Annotated in this window: 20 protein-coding genes; 4 read left to right on the plus strand and 16 right to left on the minus strand. The window is 59.2% G+C overall.

Annotated elements, in window-relative coordinates:
* Nucleotides 1–30: 30 nt before the first annotated feature.
* From WMO20_RS04295 to WMO20_RS04335, 9 genes are all read right to left on the minus strand, one after another.
* Nucleotides 31–1,143 carry a glycosyltransferase family 1 protein gene (locus tag WMO20_RS04295; protein WP_349185955.1) on the minus strand — a complete coding sequence of 371 codons (1,113 nt, stop codon included), beginning with the start codon at nt 1,141–1,143 and terminating at the stop codon, nt 31–33.
* 31 nt (nt 1,144–1,174) lie between these two features.
* The gene (locus WMO20_RS04300) at nt 1,175–2,269 is read right to left on the minus strand and encodes a glycosyltransferase family 2 protein (RefSeq protein WP_349185956.1); all 1,095 of its coding nucleotides are present in this window, start codon (nt 2,267–2,269) and stop codon (nt 1,175–1,177) included.
* A gap of 58 nt (nt 2,270–2,327) precedes the next feature.
* A complete protein-coding gene (locus WMO20_RS04305; RefSeq protein WP_349185957.1) occupies nt 2,328–4,151 on the minus strand; it encodes a GGDEF domain-containing protein in 1,824 nt (607 codons plus the stop codon).
* Nucleotides 4,148–5,446: a hypothetical protein gene (locus WMO20_RS04310; RefSeq protein ID WP_349185958.1), complete on the minus strand. Its 1,299-nt coding sequence runs from the start codon at nt 5,444–5,446 to the stop codon at nt 4,148–4,150. Before WMO20_RS04310 ends, WMO20_RS04305 begins: the two co-directional genes overlap by 4 nt.
* Before the next feature lie 46 nt (nt 5,447–5,492).
* The gene (locus WMO20_RS04315) at nt 5,493–6,392 is read right to left on the minus strand and encodes a metallophosphoesterase (RefSeq protein WP_349185959.1); all 900 of its coding nucleotides are present in this window, start codon (nt 6,390–6,392) and stop codon (nt 5,493–5,495) included.
* 256 nt (nt 6,393–6,648) lie between these two features.
* A complete protein-coding gene (lepA, locus tag WMO20_RS04320; RefSeq protein WP_112090745.1) occupies nt 6,649–8,460 on the minus strand; it encodes a translation elongation factor 4 in 1,812 nt (603 codons plus the stop codon).
* A gap of 19 nt (nt 8,461–8,479) precedes the next feature.
* Nucleotides 8,480–9,682 (minus strand): alanine racemase, encoded by a 1,203-nt coding sequence (alr, locus tag WMO20_RS04325; protein WP_097783053.1) that lies wholly within the window; start codon nt 9,680–9,682, stop codon nt 8,480–8,482.
* Nucleotides 9,663–10,463: a tRNA 2-thiocytidine biosynthesis TtcA family protein gene (locus WMO20_RS04330; protein WP_316540416.1), complete on the minus strand. Its 801-nt coding sequence runs from the start codon at nt 10,461–10,463 to the stop codon at nt 9,663–9,665. The genes alr and WMO20_RS04330 overlap by 20 nt, the downstream gene beginning before the upstream one ends.
* Entirely contained in the window at nt 10,460–11,029 is a 570-nt protein-coding gene (locus WMO20_RS04335) for a hypothetical protein (RefSeq protein WP_349150864.1), read from the minus strand. The genes WMO20_RS04330 and WMO20_RS04335 overlap by 4 nt, the downstream gene beginning before the upstream one ends.
* A 312-nt stretch (nt 11,030–11,341) precedes the next feature.
* Between WMO20_RS04335 and rplM the strand changes: the two genes are divergently transcribed.
* Both rplM and rpsI read left to right on the plus strand, forming a co-directional pair.
* On the plus strand, nt 11,342–11,770 hold the full coding sequence (gene rplM / locus WMO20_RS04340; RefSeq protein ID WP_055185524.1) for a 50S ribosomal protein L13: 429 nt from the start codon (nt 11,342–11,344) through the stop codon (nt 11,768–11,770).
* 17 nt (nt 11,771–11,787) lie between these two features.
* A complete protein-coding gene (rpsI, locus tag WMO20_RS04345; protein WP_005921092.1) occupies nt 11,788–12,186 on the plus strand; it encodes a 30S ribosomal protein S9 in 399 nt (132 codons plus the stop codon).
* Between the two features lie 114 nt (nt 12,187–12,300).
* Here the strand turns inward: rpsI and WMO20_RS04350 are convergent, their stop codons facing one another.
* From WMO20_RS04350 to WMO20_RS04380, 7 genes are read right to left on the minus strand one after another with little or no spacing between them, the layout of a single operon-like run.
* On the minus strand, nt 12,301–12,555 hold the full coding sequence (locus WMO20_RS04350) for a phage holin (RefSeq protein ID WP_112090740.1): 255 nt from the start codon (nt 12,553–12,555) through the stop codon (nt 12,301–12,303).
* Nucleotides 12,556–12,559: 4 nt separating this feature from the next.
* Nucleotides 12,560–12,778 carry a hypothetical protein gene (locus WMO20_RS04355; RefSeq protein WP_112090739.1) on the minus strand — a complete coding sequence of 73 codons (219 nt, stop codon included), beginning with the start codon at nt 12,776–12,778 and terminating at the stop codon, nt 12,560–12,562.
* Nucleotides 12,779–12,783: 5 nt separating this feature from the next.
* A complete protein-coding gene (locus WMO20_RS04360; protein ID WP_112090738.1) occupies nt 12,784–13,197 on the minus strand; it encodes a YcbK family protein in 414 nt (137 codons plus the stop codon).
* 11 nt (nt 13,198–13,208) lie between these two features.
* Nucleotides 13,209–13,886, minus strand: a complete 678-nt coding sequence (locus WMO20_RS04365; RefSeq protein ID WP_349185960.1) for an SGNH/GDSL hydrolase family protein — start codon at nt 13,884–13,886, stop codon at nt 13,209–13,211.
* A 1-nt stretch (nt 13,887) separates the two neighbouring features.
* A complete protein-coding gene (locus WMO20_RS04370; RefSeq protein WP_349185961.1) occupies nt 13,888–14,910 on the minus strand; it encodes an Ig-like domain-containing protein in 1,023 nt (340 codons plus the stop codon).
* Nucleotides 14,907–15,491 carry a hypothetical protein gene (locus WMO20_RS04375; RefSeq protein ID WP_112090735.1) on the minus strand — a complete coding sequence of 195 codons (585 nt, stop codon included), beginning with the start codon at nt 15,489–15,491 and terminating at the stop codon, nt 14,907–14,909. Before WMO20_RS04375 ends, WMO20_RS04370 begins: the two co-directional genes overlap by 4 nt.
* A 12-nt stretch (nt 15,492–15,503) precedes the next feature.
* Nucleotides 15,504–17,105: a hypothetical protein gene (locus WMO20_RS04380; RefSeq protein ID WP_349185962.1), complete on the minus strand. Its 1,602-nt coding sequence runs from the start codon at nt 17,103–17,105 to the stop codon at nt 15,504–15,506.
* 786 nt (nt 17,106–17,891) lie between these two features.
* On the opposite strand from WMO20_RS04380, the gene WMO20_RS04385 reads away from it, so the two are divergent.
* Both WMO20_RS04385 and WMO20_RS04390 read left to right on the plus strand, forming a co-directional pair.
* The gene (locus tag WMO20_RS04385) at nt 17,892–18,884 is read left to right on the plus strand and encodes a resuscitation-promoting factor (RefSeq protein WP_316545462.1); all 993 of its coding nucleotides are present in this window, start codon (nt 17,892–17,894) and stop codon (nt 18,882–18,884) included.
* Nucleotides 18,885–19,020: 136 nt separating this feature from the next.
* On the plus strand, nt 19,021–19,269 hold the full coding sequence (locus WMO20_RS04390) for a hypothetical protein (protein ID WP_349185963.1): 249 nt from the start codon (nt 19,021–19,023) through the stop codon (nt 19,267–19,269).
* Nucleotides 19,270–19,385: the final 116 nt, after the last annotated feature.

The following is a 19,385-nucleotide window of genomic DNA, read 5'->3' on the forward strand; positions in this document are numbered from 1 at the left end:
CCTTTTGTAGCGGGTGTTCCCGCAGGTGACTTACGCCTCTCCGCTTAGTTGCAGGTACTGCTGCTGTAAGCGGGCGGCGGCGATGTTGATATCGTAGCCTGCCTGCCGGATCAGTTCTGCACCGGCAGAGCGGTCGCAGGGCTGTTGCAGCATCCGCTGCAAGCCAGCTGCCCAGTCTGCATTGCTGGCAGAAAGCGGGATCTGGATGGCGTGGGGCGAAAGCAGCACTTCCTCCGGCACTGCGTCCGAAAATACGCACCCCAGCCCGGCAGCCTGCGCCTCGATGCCCACCACCGGCAGACCCTCGAAGCGGGAAGGCATGACGAAGAGATCCATCAGCTGGTACCAGTCTGCCACATTACTTTGCAGCCCGGCAAACAGGATATGGTCTGTGATGCCCAGTGTCTGTGCCTGTGCGCGGACAGCCTGCTCCAGCCTGCCGGTGCCGATAAGCACCAGCATCGCCCGGGGCTCCAGCTGCAAAAAGGCGGCAAAGATCTCCAACAGACGCTCGTGGTTCTTGCGGACGTCAAAGCGTCCTACATGGCCCAGCACTACCCGGTCTTCCAGCCCGTAGCGCGCCCGCATTTCGGCGCGGACGGCGGGAGAGAAGCGGAAGGTCTCCGGCTCGATGGCGTTGGGAATGATCTGTCCCCGGCGCTCCCAGTCTGCTTTTCCAAAGTAGTAGATGCCCGCATCCCGTCCGCAGGCCCACAGGTGGGTGGCGGCACCGGGCAGCAGCCGCTTGCAGAACATCTTCAGCGGCCACTTGTAGTCCCGGACGATCCAGATATTATGGGCATGGGCAATGCGCACTTGCAGCCCCGCCTTCTCGGCGCCCTTCAGGGCGTACAGCCCCATCGCCTCGTTGTGGGCGTGCAGGATGCGGATGCGGGGATCTGCGGTCACAGTCTGCTGCACAAAGCGCAGATACGCCGGGTAATGCAGCGGGTCAAGTCCCGGGCTTTGGTAGATATGCCCGCCCAGACGGCGGATCTCGTCGTCGTAGTCGCCGGGCTTTTTCTTGTTGACGATAAAATCAAACTGAACCTTGCTGCGGTCGATATGCCGGTAGTAGTTCATCAGCATGGTCTCGATCCCGCCGCGGTCCATATTGCTGACCGAATGCAGCACTCGTATCATAAATTTCTCCCCTTATCTGTGTTTGCAGCCCTTATGTCAGGTTTTCTGCGGCAGCGAGATACTGTCCATAGTTTTTCGCCGCCAGTGCCTGATGCAGTGCCAGCAGACGGCTGTCCTGCACGCAGATATCCTGTGGGGCGTAGTACGCAGCATACATCTGCTGCATCACCAGAAATGCCGCCTGCTGGACGGCTTCGTCCAAACGGGAGAGCCGATACCATGCCAGCGCGATGTGCTGTAACAAAAGCTGCTGCACCTGCGCAGAGTGCACCTCTTTTTTCTGTGCCAGTTCTGCCATCAGATACCGCATGATCCATACGGTATCTACCGCCTTTGCCTTTTTGCGGGAGCGCATTGTAATGCCCAGCGGGTTCCGGGTATAGTTATAGACATACGCCGGGATCAGGTAATGGGCAGGCCGGAAAGGGCCGATGCAGAAGGCAAAGATCGTATCCTCGAACCAGTAGCCCTCCGGGAATTTCAGATGTGCAAAAAGGCTGCTGCGAATCACCTTGCCCCATGCCATGCCGTAGGGGGTCTGTCCGGTTTCGTCAACAGAGCCCTCCCGGTAGCCCGTCCGGCCAAAGACAAGGCCGTGCCCGGTAATGTTGACAAATCCGCCCTGCACAATATCTGCATTCGTCTCCATCGCTTTGGACAGCAGCGCCTCTACGGCACCTTTGCGCAGGGTGTCGTCCGAATCCACAAACAGGATGTACTTTCCCCGGATATGCTCCAGTGCGCGGTTCCGCGCCCCGGAAAGCCCGCGGTTAGCCTGTGTAAGGATCTCTACCCGGGGATCTGCGCGGTATCGCTCCAGCAGCTCCGGTGTTTTGTCGGTCGAGCCATCGTTGACCAGTGACACAAAAAATGTGTATCCGGTCTTTTGCGAAAGAATGGAGTCCGCACAGCGGACAATGGTGCGTGCAACATTATAGCACGGCACAATGATGTGCAGGTCGTACTGCGGCGTTATCTGGTTGTCAGCTTGCACGGTCCCCGTGGGGATCGGTGCAAGAGCTTTCAGGTAGTTCTCTGCGGCAGCGGCATCAGCAAACACCAACACAGACGGGACTGCGGCGGTGCGCTGTTTCCCGTAAGTCAGCTTTTTCAGCAACTGTTTCATCTACACTCTCCTGTTTTTCCGTATGCGTAACTCCATACAGAAAACAATTTTTCAGTTTTCAAGAAGTCCCAAGGGCAGAGCCGCCCTCCTCTGCGATCAGGGACATCTTTTTCTGCGCCGTGCGCACCAGATCCCTCACATTATAGATATCATCCTCCGAAGAGGTCGCCCATGCGGCGGTGAACAGGATGGGGTACTCCGGGTTCAGCTTGTTGTACTCGTCCACCTGACTTTGCAGGATGCGGATCATGACCTCTGCCTTCCGGCTGCTGCACTCACCAAAGAAGGCAAGGAACTTGCCCACGCCGTTGTAGCCAACCACGCCGTCGGTATCACCCATCAGCTGCAGCAGACCGGAAAAATCCTTCAGGATGCCATCGCCTACATGGTAGCCGAAGCGGCGGCTCATATCGGACAGATTATCCAGCTGCAAAGCAAAGCAGGTATAATCTTCCGGCAGGATGCGGTCTGCCATACTGCTGATATAAACATTGAGCTTTTCGCGGTTGGGCAGCCCGGTCTTTTTGTCCACATACAGCAGATAATCCACGATATCGGAGATACGGCCCAGCAGAACGGCACCGCAGCAGCCGATGACGAAGAACAGCACCAGCGCCAGCATCAAATACAGCTTGACATTGATGGCGGCAGCAACCTGCACCGAGCTGATCATCTTCAGATAATCCGCGCTGATGTACAGGTTCAGCTCCTTGCTGCTGGTATTGATGATCTCGTAGTAGCGCTTCAGCTGTGCCTCGTAGTCATTGATCAGGCTTTCCATCTTGGCGTGCTGCTCGTCTGTGCCGCCAAAATCCACGTTGCGGAAGCTTTGCAGGATCTCTTCCTGAAACTGCCGGTCGATCTGGCTGGCAGCCACCTGCTGTTCCAGTGACACCAGTTTCAGCACCAGACCGTCGTAGGTGGTCTGTGCCTTATCGCCCGCGCCCTCCAGCTCGATGTTGCCCAAGATGTAGTCCGAGGACACCACCTCGCCCCGGTCGGTAAAGTAGTTTTGCAGCAGGTCGGCGTTCTTGTACACATACTGGTCGGTCAGAGCCCACAGACTGTCCCGCTGCTCGGTGGAGATCTGTTCGTTCTGCTTTGCAGTCTCGATGCAGTTGGCCAGATACTCCTGCAGCACCGTGCCGTCCCGCACCTGCGGACCGTTGAGCACATAGGCGTACAGCTCTGGGATGGTGTATTTTTTAAAATCGGAATAGATATCGCACAGGTCTGCATAGGTGTAGCCGGTGCGGGAGGAGCGGAAGTCCGGGTAGTGCTCCCGCTTATTCAGCAGATAGTCCTGCATCTCGGTGGTATCGTTTTCCAGAATGCGGATGCACTCGTAGTAGTCGTAGCCGTTGTCCAGCAGACCGGAGGAAGGGTTGAGCGAGAGCTTCTGCTCCACATATTTTTCCGTGTAGTAGGTGCAGTAGCTCTGGATGATAGCATCCAGCATATTGCGGGCATAGCCCGCGCCCAGCGCTCCGTCTACCACAAGGCTCACCTTGTAGGTGTCGGGGAAATAGGTCACCTCTTCGCCCTTATCCAGCAGTGCCTCATTGATAGTCTGCTGATCCTCTGAAATCACCGGGGTCACCGAAATGTTGGAACGGATGGTGCTCAGCCGCCCGGAAGCGCCCAGCGCATCCATGGCTTGCGAAATGACCGTGGAGGAATAGATCTCGTTGACATCCAGCTCGCTGCCGTCCGGGGTGTAGCCGTCCGAGATACCGTCGTTGGTATAGCGGATGATGACCGATGCAGTGTACTTCTGCCGACCGTCCGCATACAGGTAGATGGCGGCCGCACCTGCCAGCGACACCAGAAAGATCAGCAGGCTGAAACGCTTCAGATAGCGCAGGATCTCAAACTTTTTCATTTGTGGTGCCTTACCTTTCTGCGTTTCCGTTCGTGGAGCAGCCATGCGCCGCCCAGCATCACGGCAACAGACTCCATCAGGGTCTTTTTCGGGCTCAGACGCTGGATAAAGGAGGATGAACCGTAGCTAAAGGTGATATAGTTCTGGGATTTATACTTGACGTAGGCTTTGTCCAGCACGAACAGCTGCTCCGAGATCTCGTTGATGGCAGCTTCCAGCTTGTTCACCATGGCCTGTGCCTCGGCCAAGCGCGGCTGCCCGGCATCCAGCTCCCGGATCTTCTGGATCACATAGTTCGTGCTCACGATCTCGGACTGGTAATCGGTGGCATCGGACAGAGAAGCGTCTGCCGAGCGCGCCAGCGCGTCCATGGCGGTCTTGGTGCGGGACATATAGTATTCGCTGTCCTCATCCACGGTGGGGATCATCATGATGGAGGTCATGGACTTTTCGTAGATGGAAATGCCCTTTTTATCGGCGTCATAATAAGCCTGCTGAGTGCGCATGGCAAGATCGTCGATTTTGTTCTTGTATTCCAGAATGCTGGTCAGCATGGACGGATCCCGGGCAACGCCGCCTTCGATCACAAAGGCCATGGCATTGGGCAGATCGTAAGCTACCAGATTGTTGATCTTTTTACCCAGCGTGGTAAAGTTGTTGGTGGCAGAGTCGGGGTTTGCCTCGTCCGTAAAGCTTTTGTTCTCCTGCAGACGAGCGTTCAGGTAGCGGTTCAGCCCCTCAGCGCGCACCTCCAGCTCGTTCAGCCGCAGATAAGGCTCACACGCAGAGGTCACGTCCAGCTTTTCCTTCAGCAGGCTCTGGTTGTCGCAGTAGTTGCTCTGAAAGATCTCCCGGTAGGATTCGCACACGCTCTGCAAAAGATCCGTAGCCTTGCGGCTGCCAAGCTCCAGTTTGCGGGTATTGATGGAAAGATAGTAGTTGGTGCTGATATACTCGCTGCCATTGGCGCTGCCGGTGCCTTCCGGGCTGAGGTAAAGACACTGGGCCAGCTGGGAGGCAGTCAGGCTGTCCTGCAAGCCCACCCGCCGGATGGCGCGTTCCATCACCTCGTCCGAAACGATCTCGTAGGCGTTGAAGCGGGTCTTGTTGGGGTTCATGCCAAGCGCCGCCTCGGAGTAATTGAAGGAGATGCTGGCGGTGGCGCTGTCCGCACTTTTGAAATAGTGAACCAGCCCGAACAGACAGCACAAGGTCAGCAGGCAGAAAAACAGACGGTATTTATTGATCCAGATATGGCGCAGCGCCTGTTTGATCTTTTCTTTGATGTCATCCATGGCATTCTACCCTTTTGCAGCGGCCTGTGCGCTCTGCGCAGACTGCTTAGTCGATGTCAATGACCGAAAGCTCCGGCACGTTATTGATGCGGGGCACCCAGCTGGAATCGCCCAGTCCCCGGCTTACAATGAGGGTGGCGTTGTTGGCAAGCCCATAGCTGCCACCGGCATAGTCGGGCAGAAAGCCCTCCTCGGCGCTATAAAGCGGGCCGATCTTCGGCAGACGGACGATGCCGCCGTGGGTGTGCCCGGCCAGACCCAGTTCAAAGGAATAATTTTCCAGATGCTCAGGAAAGTAGGTGGGAACGTGTGCCAGACAGATGCGCAGATCGTAGTCTGTCTGCGGCTCCACGCTGTCCATAAAGGTGCTTGCTCCGTAATTATAAAAGTCCTCCGGGCTACCCTCCACACCCAGAATGCTGATGACATTGTCGCGGACGGTATAGCGCGCTTCCTGATTGCGCAGGATGGTCACCCCGGCGGCGGTGAACTTTTCCACCAAAGCCTGATCGCCGTCCAGAAAATACAGCTCGTCCTCGTGGTTGCCCAGCACCCCGCATACCGGCGCGATCTCGCTCAGCTGACTGCACAGGGAGAGCATATTGTCGTAATTGGAGCCCTCGCCGTAGGTCACAAGGTCGCCGCCCAGCAGGATCAGATCCGGGGCAAGGCTGTGGATATCCTGCACCAGCTCGCAGTTATCCTGCCCGTACTCCCGCAGATGTAAATCGGTGAGAAAAACGACCCGGCAGCTCTGGGTCAGCTTGCGGGAATGGATCTGATAAAACTCTGCGGTATAGTGGGTACGGTTATAGCAGATATTCTGCCACAGCGCCTCGCCGATCAGAGCGAGCAGAGCAATAAAGATCAGCAGGGTCAGCAGCACCTGCTTCCACCGGGAAGCCGGCGCCTGTGCGCCGCCGCCGCTGTGTCTGCTGTTTTGCACTGCGCCTTTTCCGTGCTTTGCTTTGATAAAGGCCACATCCTTTCTGTGGGGGAACGTTGCAGGGAGACGCGCGCGGCACAAGGCCGCAGCCCATCTCTCCAAAAACGAATACAAGAATTGATATATAAAGAAATTATAACATATTTAAAGTGAAAAGCAAAGAGTGCATCGCTGTCGTGAGCGGATTTCACATTTGGGAGTTTCCCATAAAAAAGGGATGCCGCAGCGCAGCATCCCTTTTTTGCATATTTGCGGATCAATCGTCGTCGCTGTCCAGCTTGAGCACGGCGGTAAAAGCTTCGCTCGGCAGGGAAACGCTGCCCAGCTGACGCATCTTCTTTTTGCCTTCCTTCTGCTTTTCCAGCAGCTTCTTTTTACGGGAGATATCGCCGCCGTAACACTTGGCCAGCACGTCCTTGCGCATGGCCTTGACCGTCTCGCGGGCAATGATCTTGCCGCCGATGGCTGCCTGCACCGGGATCTCGAACAGGTTGCGCGGAATGTTATCCCGCAGCTTTTCGCAGATGCGGCGTCCCTTGGCGTAGGCGTTGTCCCGGAACACGATCATGGACAGTGCGTCCACGGGGTCTCCGTTGAGCAAAAAGTCCAGCTTGACCAAATCGCTCTCGCGGTATTCCTTGAACTCGTAGTCGTAGCTGGCGTAGCCCCGGCTGCGGCTCTTGATGGCGTCGAAGAAGTCGTACACGATCTCGCCCAGCGGCAGCGCGTAGTGCAGGTCCACCCGCACATCGTCCAGATACTTCATATCGATCAGTACGCCGCGCTTGCTCTGGCACAGATCCATCAGACCGCCCACATAGTCGTTGGGCGTGTACAGGTGCACATCCACAAAGGGCTCTTCCTGTTTGACGATATTGCTGGGATCCGGGTAGCTGGAGGGGTTATCGATCATTTCCACCGTGCCGTCGGTCAAAGTCAGGCGGTAGCGCACGCTGGGGGTGGTGGTGATGATGTCCAGATCGAACTCCCGCTCCAGACGCTCGGTGATGATCTCCATGTGCAGCAGACCCAAGAAGCCGCAGCGGAAGCCGAAGCCCAGCGCGGCACTGGTCTCCAGCTCAAAGGTCAGGGAGGCATCGTTCAGCTGCAATTTTTCCAATGCGTCCTTCAGGTCGGGGTACTTGGCACCGTCGGCGGGATAGATGCCGCAGAACACCATGGGCTTGACCTGACGGTAGCCGGGCAGTGCTTCTGCGGTGGGGCGCTCTGCCAGCGTGACGGTATCGCCCACGCGGGTGTCCTGCACCGTCTTGATGCTGGCGGTCAGGTAGCCTACCTCACCGGCCTGCAGTTGGGCGCAGGGAGTCAGGGCGGTGGCACCCATGTGACCCACCTCCACCAGCGTGAACTCTGCGCCGGTAGCCATCATACGGATGGTGTCGCCGGGCTTCACTGTGCCCTCGAACACGCGGATGTAGACGATGACGCCCTTGTAGCTGTCGTAGATGCTGTCGAAGATCAGCGCCTTTAAGGGGGCGTCCGGGTCTCCGGTGGGTGCGGGGATATCGCTGACCACACGCTCCAGCACCTGATCGATGTTCAGGCCGGTCTTGGCGGAGACGCGGGGCGCATCCATGCAGGGCAGGCCGATCACGTCCTCCACCTCCTGCGCCACCTCGTCCGGGTGGGCGCTGGGCAGGTCGATCTTGTTCAGGATGGGCACCAGTTCCAGATCGTGCTCCAGTGCCATATAGGTGTTGGCCAGCGTCTGCGCTTCCACGCCCTGCGTGGCGTCCACCACCAGAATGGCGCCCTCGCAGGCGGCCAGACTGCGGCTGACCTCATAGGCAAAGTCCACATGACCCGGGGTGTCGATCAGGTTGAACTCGTAGGTCTTGCCGTCCTTTGCAGTATAGTTCATGGTCACGGCACGCGCCTTGATGGTAATGCCGCGCTCGCGCTCGATATCCATGTTGTCCAGGATCTGATCCTCCATGGTGCGCTCGTCCACGCTCTTGGTCAGTTCCAGAATGCGGTCGGACAGGGTAGATTTGCCGTGGTCGATATGTGCAATGATGCAGAAGTTGCGGATGTTGTCTCTTGCCATGTAGTTCCTCCGGGCAGCTTTATGCTTCTAAGATCCAGTCCTCCACGGCCACGATCTGTCCGTGGTCGCGGTAGACGCGGGGCACGCGGCGGGAAACGCCGCACAGCACTTCGTAGGGGATGGTGTCGGTCTTGCGGGCGATGGTCTCTGCGGTGTCGCTCACGGTGCCGCCCCACAGGATGGCTTCATCGTCCTCGCGCACTTCCGGCACGTCGGTCACGTCCACCATCATCTGATCCATGCACACCCGCCCCAGCACCGGGCAGGCCTTGCCGTGGATCTCCACCACGCCCTTGCCGCAGCTCAAAAGCCGGGGGTAACCGTCGGCATAGCCGGTGCAAAGGGTGGCTACCTTGGTGGGCTTTTCGGCGGTAAAGCGGCGGCCGTAGCTGGCGCACTGACCGGGTTGCATCTCCTTGATCATGCTCACCACGGTCTTGAGGGTCATCACCGGCTTAAAGCGCCCAAAGCGTACCTCGTCGCTGGGGTCGTAGCCGTACAGGATGATGCCGGGGCGCGCCATGCAGCGCTCCCGGGGCAAGCCCTCCGGCCAGTCCGGGTGCAGCATGACCCCGGCAGAGTTATCGCAGTGCACAAGGGCAGGCTCCCGCCCGGCGGCCTTCAGCGCGTGGAAGGCTTTCACGAACAGTGCGTGCTGTTCGGCGGTATAGGCCACATTCTCCGGAGCGGTGTCATCGGCCACGGAAAAATGCTGGAACAGGCCGGTCATTTCCAGCCCGGGCAGCGCACAGGCTTCCAGCATCTCCCGGATGGCGGCGTCAAAATCGGTGCGCAGGGCAAAGCCGATGCGCCCCATACCGGTGTCGGCCTTGAGGTGGATATGCACCCTGCCGCCCGCCGCCACGGCAGCTTCGCTCAGGGCGCGTGCCTGCGCAAGGGAGTAGCAGGCCACGGTGATGTCGTTCTGGATCAGGGCGGCGGCGTAGGCGGGCTGCACATGACCCAGAATGAGAATGGGCAAAGTCTGCCCTGCCTTGCGCAGCTGCACAGCTTCGGTCAGGCAGCTGACCGCCAGCCATGCGGCACCCTCCTCGGCGAACACCCGGGCGCACTGTACCGCGCCGTGGCCGTAGCTGTCCGCCTTGACCACTGCGCACAGGGGCAGCGCCCCTGCCCGGGCTTTTACCTCCCGGAAATTATACCGAAGGGCCTCGAGGTCGATCTCGGCCCAGACGTGTTTTTCAAACGGTTGTTTCTGCATGATCTGTTTCCTTTTTTGGTACGATAAAGCTGCCCCGGCCCGTGTGGACGGGACGCCAGCCGTCAATGCCGCTCTCCTGCAAGGCATGGAGGGTCTTTTGCCGGAAGGCGTGGTCGGTGCGGCAGCGCTCCTGCACAAATTCTTTGGTCTGTTCCCGCACGGTAACGCCGTCGGCGGGGCAGCGGCTCTTCACGATGGGCAAACCTGCCTCCCGCACGGCGCACTGCACCTCGTACTCGGTTGCCAGCAGCATGGGGCGAATGAGGGTGAGATCCCGCTGGGAGAGGTAGGTCACCGGCGAGAAGCAGCCGATGCGCCCCTCCCGCCAGAGGTTCATATAAAAGGTCTCCACGGCATCGTCCAGATGATGCCCCAGCGCCACCTTGTTGCAGCCCAGCTCCTGCGCGGCGGTGTGCAGCGCGCCCCGCCGCAGCTTGGCACACAGGGCGCAGGGGTTCTTCTCCTTGCGGTACTCGAACACCACAGGGCCGATCTCGGTGCGGCGCACCTCGTAGGGAATGCCGTGCCGCCGGAACAGCTCTGCCAGCGCGGAGTAGTCCATGGGCTGATGGTCGAACTGCGGGTCCAGCGTGACCGCCACCACCTCGTAATCGAAGCCGATGTACTTGCGCAGCATGGAAAGGCCAATGGTCAGCGCCACGCTGTCCTTGCCGCCGGAAACGCCCACCATTACCCGGTCGCCGGGGGCGATCATTTCATAGTCCTGCACGGCCTTGCGCATCAGGCCGCAAAGCCGCTGCATTGCACGAAGATCACTCATGACAGGCTCACACTTTCTACCAGATTGACCACATCGCTGATGGACGCCAGCTTTGTCAGCGCCGAGACATAGACCACATCGCCGCTGTCGTAGGTGATGGTCGCCAGCACGGCGTAGTAGGTGCGGATATCGCAGCGCACCGCCTCTACCGTCGCGCCCTCCACGGTCAAGTTGACCTTGCGGGGCTTGATGACGCCGTAGGCCTGCTTGAGGTCGGCTTCCGAATCCTCAATAAAGTTGTCGTAGCTGTCGGCGGTGCCGCGCTGCAGCAGCACGGCCTGATAATCTTCGCTGTCTGCCGTATCGGCGGTGGCAAGTTCCAGCACGGTGCCGAGGGTTGCGTCCTCGGTCATGCGGCACACGCTCCACACGCTGCTGTCGTAGTAGACAGAGACGCCGTTCGTGCCGGTATAGTGGGTGTCGGGTGTCGCGGGGGTCTGCCGGTTCACCAGCAGGGTAAGCACCATGTAGGCTGCGATGCCCAGACAGATGAAAATGGCCATCGCCGTCAGCAGTTTGGAGCTGCGGCGCTGCGCCGAGGAAGTGCGGTCGATCTCATTTGGCATGGATGTATTCTCCTTGTGTTGGCAAGGCGGCGGTACGCCGCCCATATTCTTTATAGTATACCACAACCGCAGCGGGATTTGTAGCGGGCAAATGGCAAAAATATAGCGGCGCGGGCAAAAAACTTTTGCAAAAATTGAAATTCAGAAATCAAGAGGATTTGAGAGAAAACAAGCGATTTTGAAAGTTTCAAAAATTTCCACCGAAAAAATCCAAAAATCATGTTGACAGGCGCGTTTTTGTGTTGTATACTGACACTCGCGCCCCAAAAGGGCGCCTGAAACGTACAAAAAGCTTATCAGGAGGAAATAGATATGAGCACTACTCTCGTAAAGCCCGCTGAAGTCGAGCGTAAGTGGTACCTGCTCGACGCTACCGGCAAGAGCCTGGGCCACGTCGCTGCTGAGGCCGCTGTTCTGCTGCGCGGCAAGCAGAAGGTCGATTACACCCCCAACGTTGACTGCGGCGATTTCGTGGTTGTCATCAACTGCGACAAGGCTGTTCTGACCGGCAAGAAGGCCGAGCAGAAGTTCCACATCACCCACAGCAAGTACATCGGCGGCCTGAAGAAGGTCCAGTACAGCAAGCTGATGGCTGAGAACAGCGATCTGGCTATGACCTACGCTATCAAGGGCATGATCCCTTCCAACACCATCGGTGCTAAGGCTCTGACCCGCCTGCACTGCTACCAGGGTGCCGAGCACGCTCACGCTGCTCAGAAGCCCGAGAAGATCGAGTTCTAAGAAGGAGGCAATCGAATATGTACGAAACCAAACCTTATTTCTACGGCACTGGTCGTCGTAAGGATTCCGTTGCCCGCGTTCGCGTTTACACCGGCACCGGTAAGATCACCATCAACGATCGTGATATCGACAACTACTTCGGTCTGGAGACCCTGAAGCTGATCGTCCGTTCTCCGCTGGTCCTGCTGGGCCTGGAGGGCAAGTATGACGTCGTCGTCCGCGTTTCCGGCGGCGGTGTTTCCGGTCAGGCTGGCGCTATCCGCCACGGCCTGAGCCGCGCCCTGCTGCAGCAGAGCGACGAGAACCGTCCTGTGCTGAAGAAGGCTGGCTTCCTGACCCGCGATCCTCGTATGAAGGAACGTAAGAAGTACGGTCTGAAGGCTGCACGTCGTGCTCCCCAGTTCTCCAAGCGCTGATTATATTTCAGATGCAACTCTACGGCTCTGCTTCGGCAGAGCCGTTTTTTGTTGGCTGTATCTTGCAACAGTAGAGCCCCTGCACAGCAATCTGTGCAGGGGCTCTGTTACTTTTTACTTCTCCTTCCGCAGCTTTTCCAGATAGCCGTCGGCTTCGATGGCCTCCGGGGTGAAGGAGTTATTCTTCCACCAGCCCGCAAGGGCGGCGGCCACGGTCAGACCGGTGGTCACCAGCTGCTCCACGGTGGCGCTCTCAATGGGCAGCATGGGTTTTCCGCAGGCGCTCAGCACCTGATTGGTCAGTGCCAGCGCCAGCGCAGCCGTGCGCGCCAGCGTGGCGGCAGAAATTTTGCAATGGGTATCGTTCATAGCTTCAGTTCCTCTCTTTCTCCAGATCTGCGATGCGGTGGTTCGCCACCTTCATCTGTTCTTCTAAAATGGGTACGCGGCGGGCAAAGTTGTTATGCTCCCGCACCTCCCGGGTCAGCTCCTCCAGCTTGGTGTCGGTCACCGCCTGACTTTTGCCGTTGGCGATCAGCACACCGATCAGGGTCACTGCACCGGCAAGAATGGCCGAGATGATGCTCTCCATCGCGCTCACCCCCTCCACCGGGCTTTTTCTGCCCGGGTGTCCACGTGCACCCAGCCGGCGGCTCTGCCCGCCTTTGCCGGGTATCTCCCCACGCCGCCGCAGCCGTGCAGCAGGCGCTCGGCACAGGCGGCTACCTCCTCTACGCTTGCGCCCTGCACCCGGATATCTGCCGCCCGTCCGTACAGATGCTGGCTGAACCTCGTCCCGCCCGCTTTGGCGTTGTGCGCCGGGGTGCGGTAGCCGCTGGTAATGGTCACCGCCTTGCCAAAATGCGCCCGCAGCTGCTCCAGAAGTTCCACCAGCGCTGTGTCAACGAAAACCGGGTCGCTGCCGTCTTTACAGCGGAACTCCTGCACCCTGAAATGGGGCGAGAGGTACGCTTCGCCGTCCCGGGCAAGAGAGTATGCCTGCAATGCCATTGTGTCCCTCCTTACAGCCGCTTCAGCAGCGCAGCGATGGGCTCCATGTAAAACCGCTCGTAGCCGGCCTTGTTGGGGTGTGTGCCATCAATCGTGTACTTGTCGCTCAGCTCGCTGACGCCGTGGGCACCCATGGGCGGGGCGCATTCCTCAATATCCACATAGGGCACGCCCCACTTTTTAAGCGCCGCAAGGATCGCGGGCTTGTAGGTCTTGTACCAGTTTTCGCTGCTGGCAAACAGTCCGCCGTGCGGGAACACATAGGCCACACGCTTATCACTGTGCTTTTTGGCCAGATCGTCCAGCATCGCTTCCAGCGTACCGATCGTGTCCCCCGAATAGAACGCCGGATCAAAGCTTCCGTTCAGCGCGCCTAGCTTGGCATTGTTCCATGCATCATTCACGCCGCCCTCCAGCAGGATGTAGTCTGCCTTTTCCAGCTCCGTAGAGCTTTTCACGGTCATGCCGATGCTGGTGCGGTAACCGCCGTTCACATTGTCAGGGACCAGTGTCGCCAGCGTTGCACCGTCCACCGCTTCGTTGATCAGCTGCATTCCGTACCGGTCTGCAATGCACTTGCCGTAGCCGCCCGCGCTGCCCTTGCCATAGGCGATGCTGTCGCCTGCAACGTACAGTGTTTTTCCTGCCAGCGGGTCGATGATCTGACCGTTGATGTCGTATATCTCCATCTTACCACCCCTTATTGATATATGCTTTTATCCGGTTATCACTCAGCAGGCCCTTGTACACCTTGCACTGATACAGTGTGCCCGGCCAGAACTGCTGCTTTTTGCTGCCGTCCGCGCTCTGTGCCGCACCGATCAGGAAGGTCTGGGGCACATCGGTGATCGTGCCGTTGCTGGTCAGCCATTCAGTCATCGGGCAGTAGGTGCTGCCGCCGCGGTACTTTTTACCGTCAAGCTGCACCACATACCGCGTGCGGGTCTTGAGGTGCTCGATGCTGTCCGACAGGGTAACGCCGCCGTAGTTGTAGTAGGCGAACTCCGTCTTATTATTCAGCGGACTGCTGGTGGAGTTGAAGCCGGGCAGGTTGGCGGTGCTGCCGGTCTCGGTCAGGCAGTGCAGGAAGGCTGGCCATGTGCTTGCATCAAAGTTATCCCCCGCCTTTGCGTCCACCAGAATGGTGTACTGCGGCGACTCGGTGGAAGCGTGCTCCAGCAGCTTCAGGCCGGTGTCAAAGCCGCTGGTCAGCTCCGTTTCGGCGGGCAGGGTGTAGATCAGCTGTGCTGTCTCCGCCTGCGCAATATTCACCGTGCAGCTGGCGCTCTTGCCGCCTGCCGTAGCTGTCACCGTGCAGATGCCGGCCTTCACGGCAGTCACCGTACCGCCTGCCACCGTAGCAAGACCGGCGGGCGAAACGCTCCACCACACCAATTTGTTGGCAGCGTTCGCGGGCAGCACCATGGCGGTCAGGGTCTGGCTCTCGCCCTCGCTCAGGTTCAGGATCGCGGCGCTCAGGCTCACGCTCTGCACCGGAATGTCCTGTGCACTGCCGCCCCACTCTGCGCGCAGGGCATTCAGGGCAGACTGTGCATCGCCGGTCTTGTAGGCCGCGTTTTCAAACAGGGTCAGCAGCAGTTCCTTTGCACCTGCGGTAAAGCCGCCGGCTGCTGCAATGCCCTCCTCCATGTGGTTCAGGTGGGCAGCCGTCAGGGTCTGGCCGTCCACAAAGTTTTGTTTTTCGTAGCTCATTCGTTCCTCCCTAAGCTCATTTTTCCAAGGATCGCCCGTCCCAGCACGGCAAAAACGTTCTCCTTCGGCGGCTGCGGGGCGCTCCACAGCGCTTCCAGACGGGCATAGGCCGTCATGGCTGCGTCATTGCCCGCCGCCAGAAGCCGCAGCACTGCCAGCAGCGCCTGTTTTTCCTCTGCGGAAATGCCGCCCGCGCCCAGCAGCCTTACCAGCGCCTCCCATGCAGAGGTAGCCGGTGCGGGCAGTGCACCCTCTGCCGTGCCGCTGTTGGCACACACTTTACACCGCACATCGGCGCTGGTCACGGTGCGGCTGCCGTCCGACCCCTCAAAGGTGATGCAGCCCGCACCGGGCACGGCCGTCACCGCCGCCGGAACCTCCAGAACGCCGTTTTCCACAAGCTGGGCTGCACTCGCACCGGGGGTGTGCCAATGGGCGCACACGGTCAGTCCCTTCCACTCGCCCCGCTGCTCGATACGCAGCCGGTAGTTGCCCCGGTTGCCCGCATACCCCAGCAGCAGCTGCCCGCCGGGCACGGCTGCCGCGCCGTTTTTGTCCAGCCGGATGGTCATCTCGTTCATGCCGCACCACCCTTACACATACTGGTAGCCCTCTACGTTAAAGGGATACTCAAAGCTGAGACTCGTGTCCGTTCTCACAACGCCTATGCTCAGCACGCCGCTGTCTGCAAAGCTGATCCTTACAGGCGCTGCGCCGCTGCACTTGACGCCGTTGCTCAGATCAGAGCTCGTGCCGCCCACCATGGCCACCGCTGTGCCGCCCCGCACGATGCGGGTGCTGCCGTAGTCCGCAGCAGCGGCGACCGGGTTTGCGTCGTTTTCTGCCGTGGGTGCCACCATCCGCACCACAATGTAATTCACCGTGCCCGGCACGGTCAGGCTCGTGGCAGATTTGCCCGCAACGCCTGCGCCGGTGTAGACCAGTTTTCCATCCATATTCATCATCCTTTCCAGTCGTTCCAGTTTTTCTGTCAGGCTAAAGCCCAGTACCGCGTTCAGGTTTTCTCTGGTCACCTCCAATGTTCCGTCTGCGCCCACAGTCACTCCCCGCCCGGCCTTTACACCGCCCAGCACGGCGGCGGTGGCACACGGCAGCGTGTAGGCCGTGCCGAATTTCCGGTCAGCTTCGGCCTTGGAGTAGAACCGGTCATCTGCGCCCAGCTGCAGCAGCGCTGCCGCCTTTTCCTGCGCCGACCAGCCCGCCGCCCCGGCGGCGCTGGTCAGCGCTTTTTTTACGCCGTAGGGCAGCAGCGCCGGGGTCAGGGGCGCATAGGCTTCGGTCATGCGGTCCAGCTGTGCCGTTGTGGCGGGCACGGTGGTCAGGGTGGCGTCTGCCCGCACCGCAACACCGTACTGCCCGTCTGCACGCACTGCGCCGGACGTTTCCGCTGTGGGCACGGTCTCGCTGCGCACATAGGGGCGCAGATCCGGCAGCGGGGTCGTGTCCGTCTGCACCGCACCGGTGGCACTATTCACGCTGAGGATGCGCACCACCGCGCCGGGCAAAGGCTGTGCCGGGCGCGGCACCGCCGCCACATCCTGTGCGGTCAGCCGCACCGCGCCGCCCTTGCCGTTCACGCTCAGCACCCGTCCATCGGCAGGGGCATAGCTCTCGGCCCGCAGCGCAGCGGCCTCCGCCCGCTTTGCGCAGGCGTCGGCATCGGTGCGGTCGGCAAGGATCTTGTCCGCAGCCTTTTGCGCCAGCGCCGCCTGCACGGCCGTGTCTGCCGCACCGTTCTCGGCGCGGCGGGCGCTCTCCGCTGCGGCGCGGGCGCTTTCCAGCACGCGCGCCACGAACTGCTCGTACACCGAGGGCGGCAGCTCCTCACTGCCGCCGTCCGTGGGCAGGGTGGCGTACACGTCGTAGCTGCCGGGGCGGGTGTAGGCGGTGTAGCCGCTGCTGCCCATGGCGGCCAGCATCCACTGTCCCCGCACACTGCCGGTCAGGCGGCGGTCCACCGTCACGCTGCCGTCGGTGTCCAGCGGAATGGCGGCCAGCTGCACCCCGTCGCTGCGGCGCAGGTACAGCGCCAGCGTGCACTCCGCCCACGCTGCGGGCAGGATGAACTGCAGCCGGTCCACCCCCTCGGCGTTCTGTGCGCCAAGGTGCAGCCGGTGCGGGCTGGGCACAAATTCGGTGCCGCCGCACTGCTGTTCAAGGATCTCGATCTCCATGCAAAACCTCCTTTTCTGTTTGCTGTCCCGATTGTACCGCCGGGGGCGCAGAACTATCCAGTGTGTACAGAAAATGTGAAATTTTCTGTTCTTCGGCATTTTGCTAAACGGGTTTTCTGCCCCGCAGAGGCAGGCCGTTTTCCCCTGCCGGAGCAGGGTAATTCCCCCGCAGGTTTTCCATGCAAAACCCGCGATGTGGGGCAGCTTGTTTTGGGCGTAGCGGCAGTATCTGCGGCCTTATTTGCAGGAAAAAAAGTCGGTGCAAATGTTAAAAATTCATGAACAAATCATGCGCAGAAAAAAGGCAAAAATCAGAAGGAAACCACCTAAAAACCAAAATATAAAAGAAAACACTGTGAAAATTGCACAAAAAACTATGTTACAAATCTAACAAAATGCGAGACACAGATTTGACAGATGCTTTACGGTCTGGTAAAATACCGTTTGTGCAACGAACGTTGCAGCGTTTAAATTCTATCTGGATGAAGTAAAAAGCCGTCCTGCGTACGGCACGGCATGGGCAGATGCGGCCCGTGCCGGGGCAGTTTTGTGGTCTGCCCAAAGCGGATTCCAACCTGTAATACGATGCTTCTTCTTTTACCCAAAGAGAGCATCGTATTTGACTGTGCGGCGCTTATATCCCCAGCCGCCGCAGTCCGGGCGGTCGGGGTGCCGATGCAATACCCGCGGCCGCACCAAATACGACAAAGAGAGGAGTTGTCTCGTATCGCTTCCGTTAAATTGAAGAAAGCAGTTACTGCCGCAAAGCAGGCAGTATCTCCCCGTGTGCTGGCATTTTGTGTCATGGTGGTATGCCTTGTGGCTACCCTTGGCGTCACCGCTGCAAATCTGCGGCTGACCTACGTCACCGACTCCAATGGTGCGCGGCAGGTTCTTGTGACCGATGCCGCTGCTTCCCCCGCACAGGTCATGCACCTTTCCGGCATCCGCTCTGAAGAGGGCGATGAGGTCTACTACACCGCGTTCAGCGGCAATCTTGCATCCCTGAATATCGAGCGCGCATTCTCCGTCAGCATCACCGCCGACGGGCAGGAGTACCCGGTCAAGCTGGTGTACGGCACCGTAGCCGATGCGCTGGAGCGCGCCGGCATCACCCTTGAAGGGGACGACTACACCGAGCCGGCGCTGGATCACATCGTGACAGCCGGCAGCAAGATCGTGGTCCACCGCGTGGACTACGAAGAGCGTGTGGAGACGCAGGCTATCCCCTACGACACCCAGTATGTCTACACCAGCCTGTACTTCCGCAACACCGGCCGCACCACTACTATGCAGCACGGCGCAGCCGGTCAGCAGACCGTGACCACCCGCGACCGCTATGTGGACGGCGAGCTGGAGAACAGCACCGTTGTGGATACCACCACTACGGTGGAGCCCACCGACCACGTCATCAAGACCTACGGCGCAGGCGCACCGGTGTCCCCCCTGACCGGCGCGGACGGCACCACCAACGCCCCTACCTCTTATAGCAAGGTGCTCACCGGCAAGGCCACCGGCTACTATTCCCGTGGCGGCAAGGGCTCTTCCGGTCTGGGACTGGGCTACGGCACCGTGGCTGTGGATCCGGACGTGATCCCCTACGGCACCAAGCTCTACATCACTTCCACCGACGGCAAGTTCGTCTACGGCTACGCCGTAGCCACCGATACCGGCATCGCCGTCCAGAAAGGGCAGATCCTTGTAGACCTGTTCTACGAGACCTACGCCGAAAGCGTTATCAACGGCGCCATTCAGGTCAACGTCTACGTTGTGGACTGAGAAACGAAAAACAATAACCACTAAAAAATCGGAGCACCCGCGGGTGCTCCGATTTTTTTAGTTTCACGGGAATTTAAACTCCCTCATTCAAAACCGGTAGGTTTTGACAGCTCCCTCTCCGAGGGAGCCTTTGGCAATGCGGGACAGTTTTCCATTCAACGGAAAAGCCACCGGTTACGCCAGAGGCCCCATCCCAGAGGCCGACTTCCCCCGGCCGGGGGAAGATGTCACCGTAGGTGACAAAAAGGGGAATCTGGCATCGCACAGTGATGCCTGGGGGAGTTTGCTTTACCGTTATGAGCACCTTCTTATTCACAAAAATGTCGCATCCGAAACTCTTTCTTCTTTTTTCGCAACGCTTTCGCCGGAACCGTTTGTCAAATGAGCAGTTTACACGATGTCGAGCTGCAAATTTTGGATGGTATGCCCACAACATACAGAGAATGCCAGAAAATTTGTGTTAATTGTATTTGATTTTCGGACAAAAAGTCTTGCAAAAAT

The organism is Faecalibacterium intestinale, assembly GCF_040096575.1.
Classification (GTDB): domain Bacteria; phylum Bacillota; class Clostridia; order Oscillospirales; family Ruminococcaceae; genus Faecalibacterium; species Faecalibacterium intestinale.

Bases quoted from the DNA above. Each gene is read 5' to 3' on its own strand.
- WMO20_RS04335 (WP_349150864.1), bottom strand. From the start codon at position 11,029: ATGCCAAATGAGATCGACCGCACTTCCTCGGCGCAGCGCCGCAGCTCC.
- WMO20_RS04370 (WP_349185961.1), bottom strand. From the start codon at position 14,910: ATGAGCTACGAAAAACAAAACTTTGTGGACGGCCAGACCCTGACGGCT.
- rplM (WP_055185524.1), top strand. From the start codon at position 11,342: ATGAGCACTACTCTCGTAAAGCCCGCTGAAGTCGAGCGTAAGTGGTAC.
- WMO20_RS04330 (WP_316540416.1), bottom strand. From the start codon at position 10,463: ATGAGTGATCTTCGTGCAATGCAGCGGCTTTGCGGCCTGATGCGCAAG.
- WMO20_RS04305 (WP_349185957.1), bottom strand. From the start codon at position 4,151: ATGAAAAAGTTTGAGATCCTGCGCTATCTGAAGCGTTTCAGCCTGCTG.
- alr (WP_097783053.1), bottom strand. From the start codon at position 9,682: ATGCAGAAACAACCGTTTGAAAAACACGTCTGGGCCGAGATCGACCTC.
- WMO20_RS04310 (WP_349185958.1), bottom strand. From the start codon at position 5,446: ATGGATGACATCAAAGAAAAGATCAAACAGGCGCTGCGCCATATCTGG.
- WMO20_RS04355 (WP_112090739.1), bottom strand. From the start codon at position 12,778: ATGGAGAGCATCATCTCGGCCATTCTTGCCGGTGCAGTGACCCTGATC.
- WMO20_RS04295 (WP_349185955.1), bottom strand. From the start codon at position 1,143: ATGATACGAGTGCTGCATTCGGTCAGCAATATGGACCGCGGCGGGATC.
- WMO20_RS04390 (WP_349185963.1), top strand. From the start codon at position 19,021: ATGCGGGACAGTTTTCCATTCAACGGAAAAGCCACCGGTTACGCCAGA.
- WMO20_RS04350 (WP_112090740.1), bottom strand. From the start codon at position 12,555: ATGAACGATACCCATTGCAAAATTTCTGCCGCCACGCTGGCGCGCACG.
- WMO20_RS04365 (WP_349185960.1), bottom strand. From the start codon at position 13,886: ATGGAGATATACGACATCAACGGTCAGATCATCGACCCGCTGGCAGGA.
- rpsI (WP_005921092.1), top strand. From the start codon at position 11,788: ATGTACGAAACCAAACCTTATTTCTACGGCACTGGTCGTCGTAAGGAT.
- WMO20_RS04380 (WP_349185962.1), bottom strand. From the start codon at position 17,105: ATGGAGATCGAGATCCTTGAACAGCAGTGCGGCGGCACCGAATTTGTG.
- lepA (WP_112090745.1), bottom strand. From the start codon at position 8,460: ATGGCAAGAGACAACATCCGCAACTTCTGCATCATTGCACATATCGAC.
- WMO20_RS04360 (WP_112090738.1), bottom strand. From the start codon at position 13,197: ATGGCATTGCAGGCATACTCTCTTGCCCGGGACGGCGAAGCGTACCTC.
- WMO20_RS04300 (WP_349185956.1), bottom strand. From the start codon at position 2,269: ATGAAACAGTTGCTGAAAAAGCTGACTTACGGGAAACAGCGCACCGCC.
- WMO20_RS04375 (WP_112090735.1), bottom strand. From the start codon at position 15,491: ATGAACGAGATGACCATCCGGCTGGACAAAAACGGCGCGGCAGCCGTG.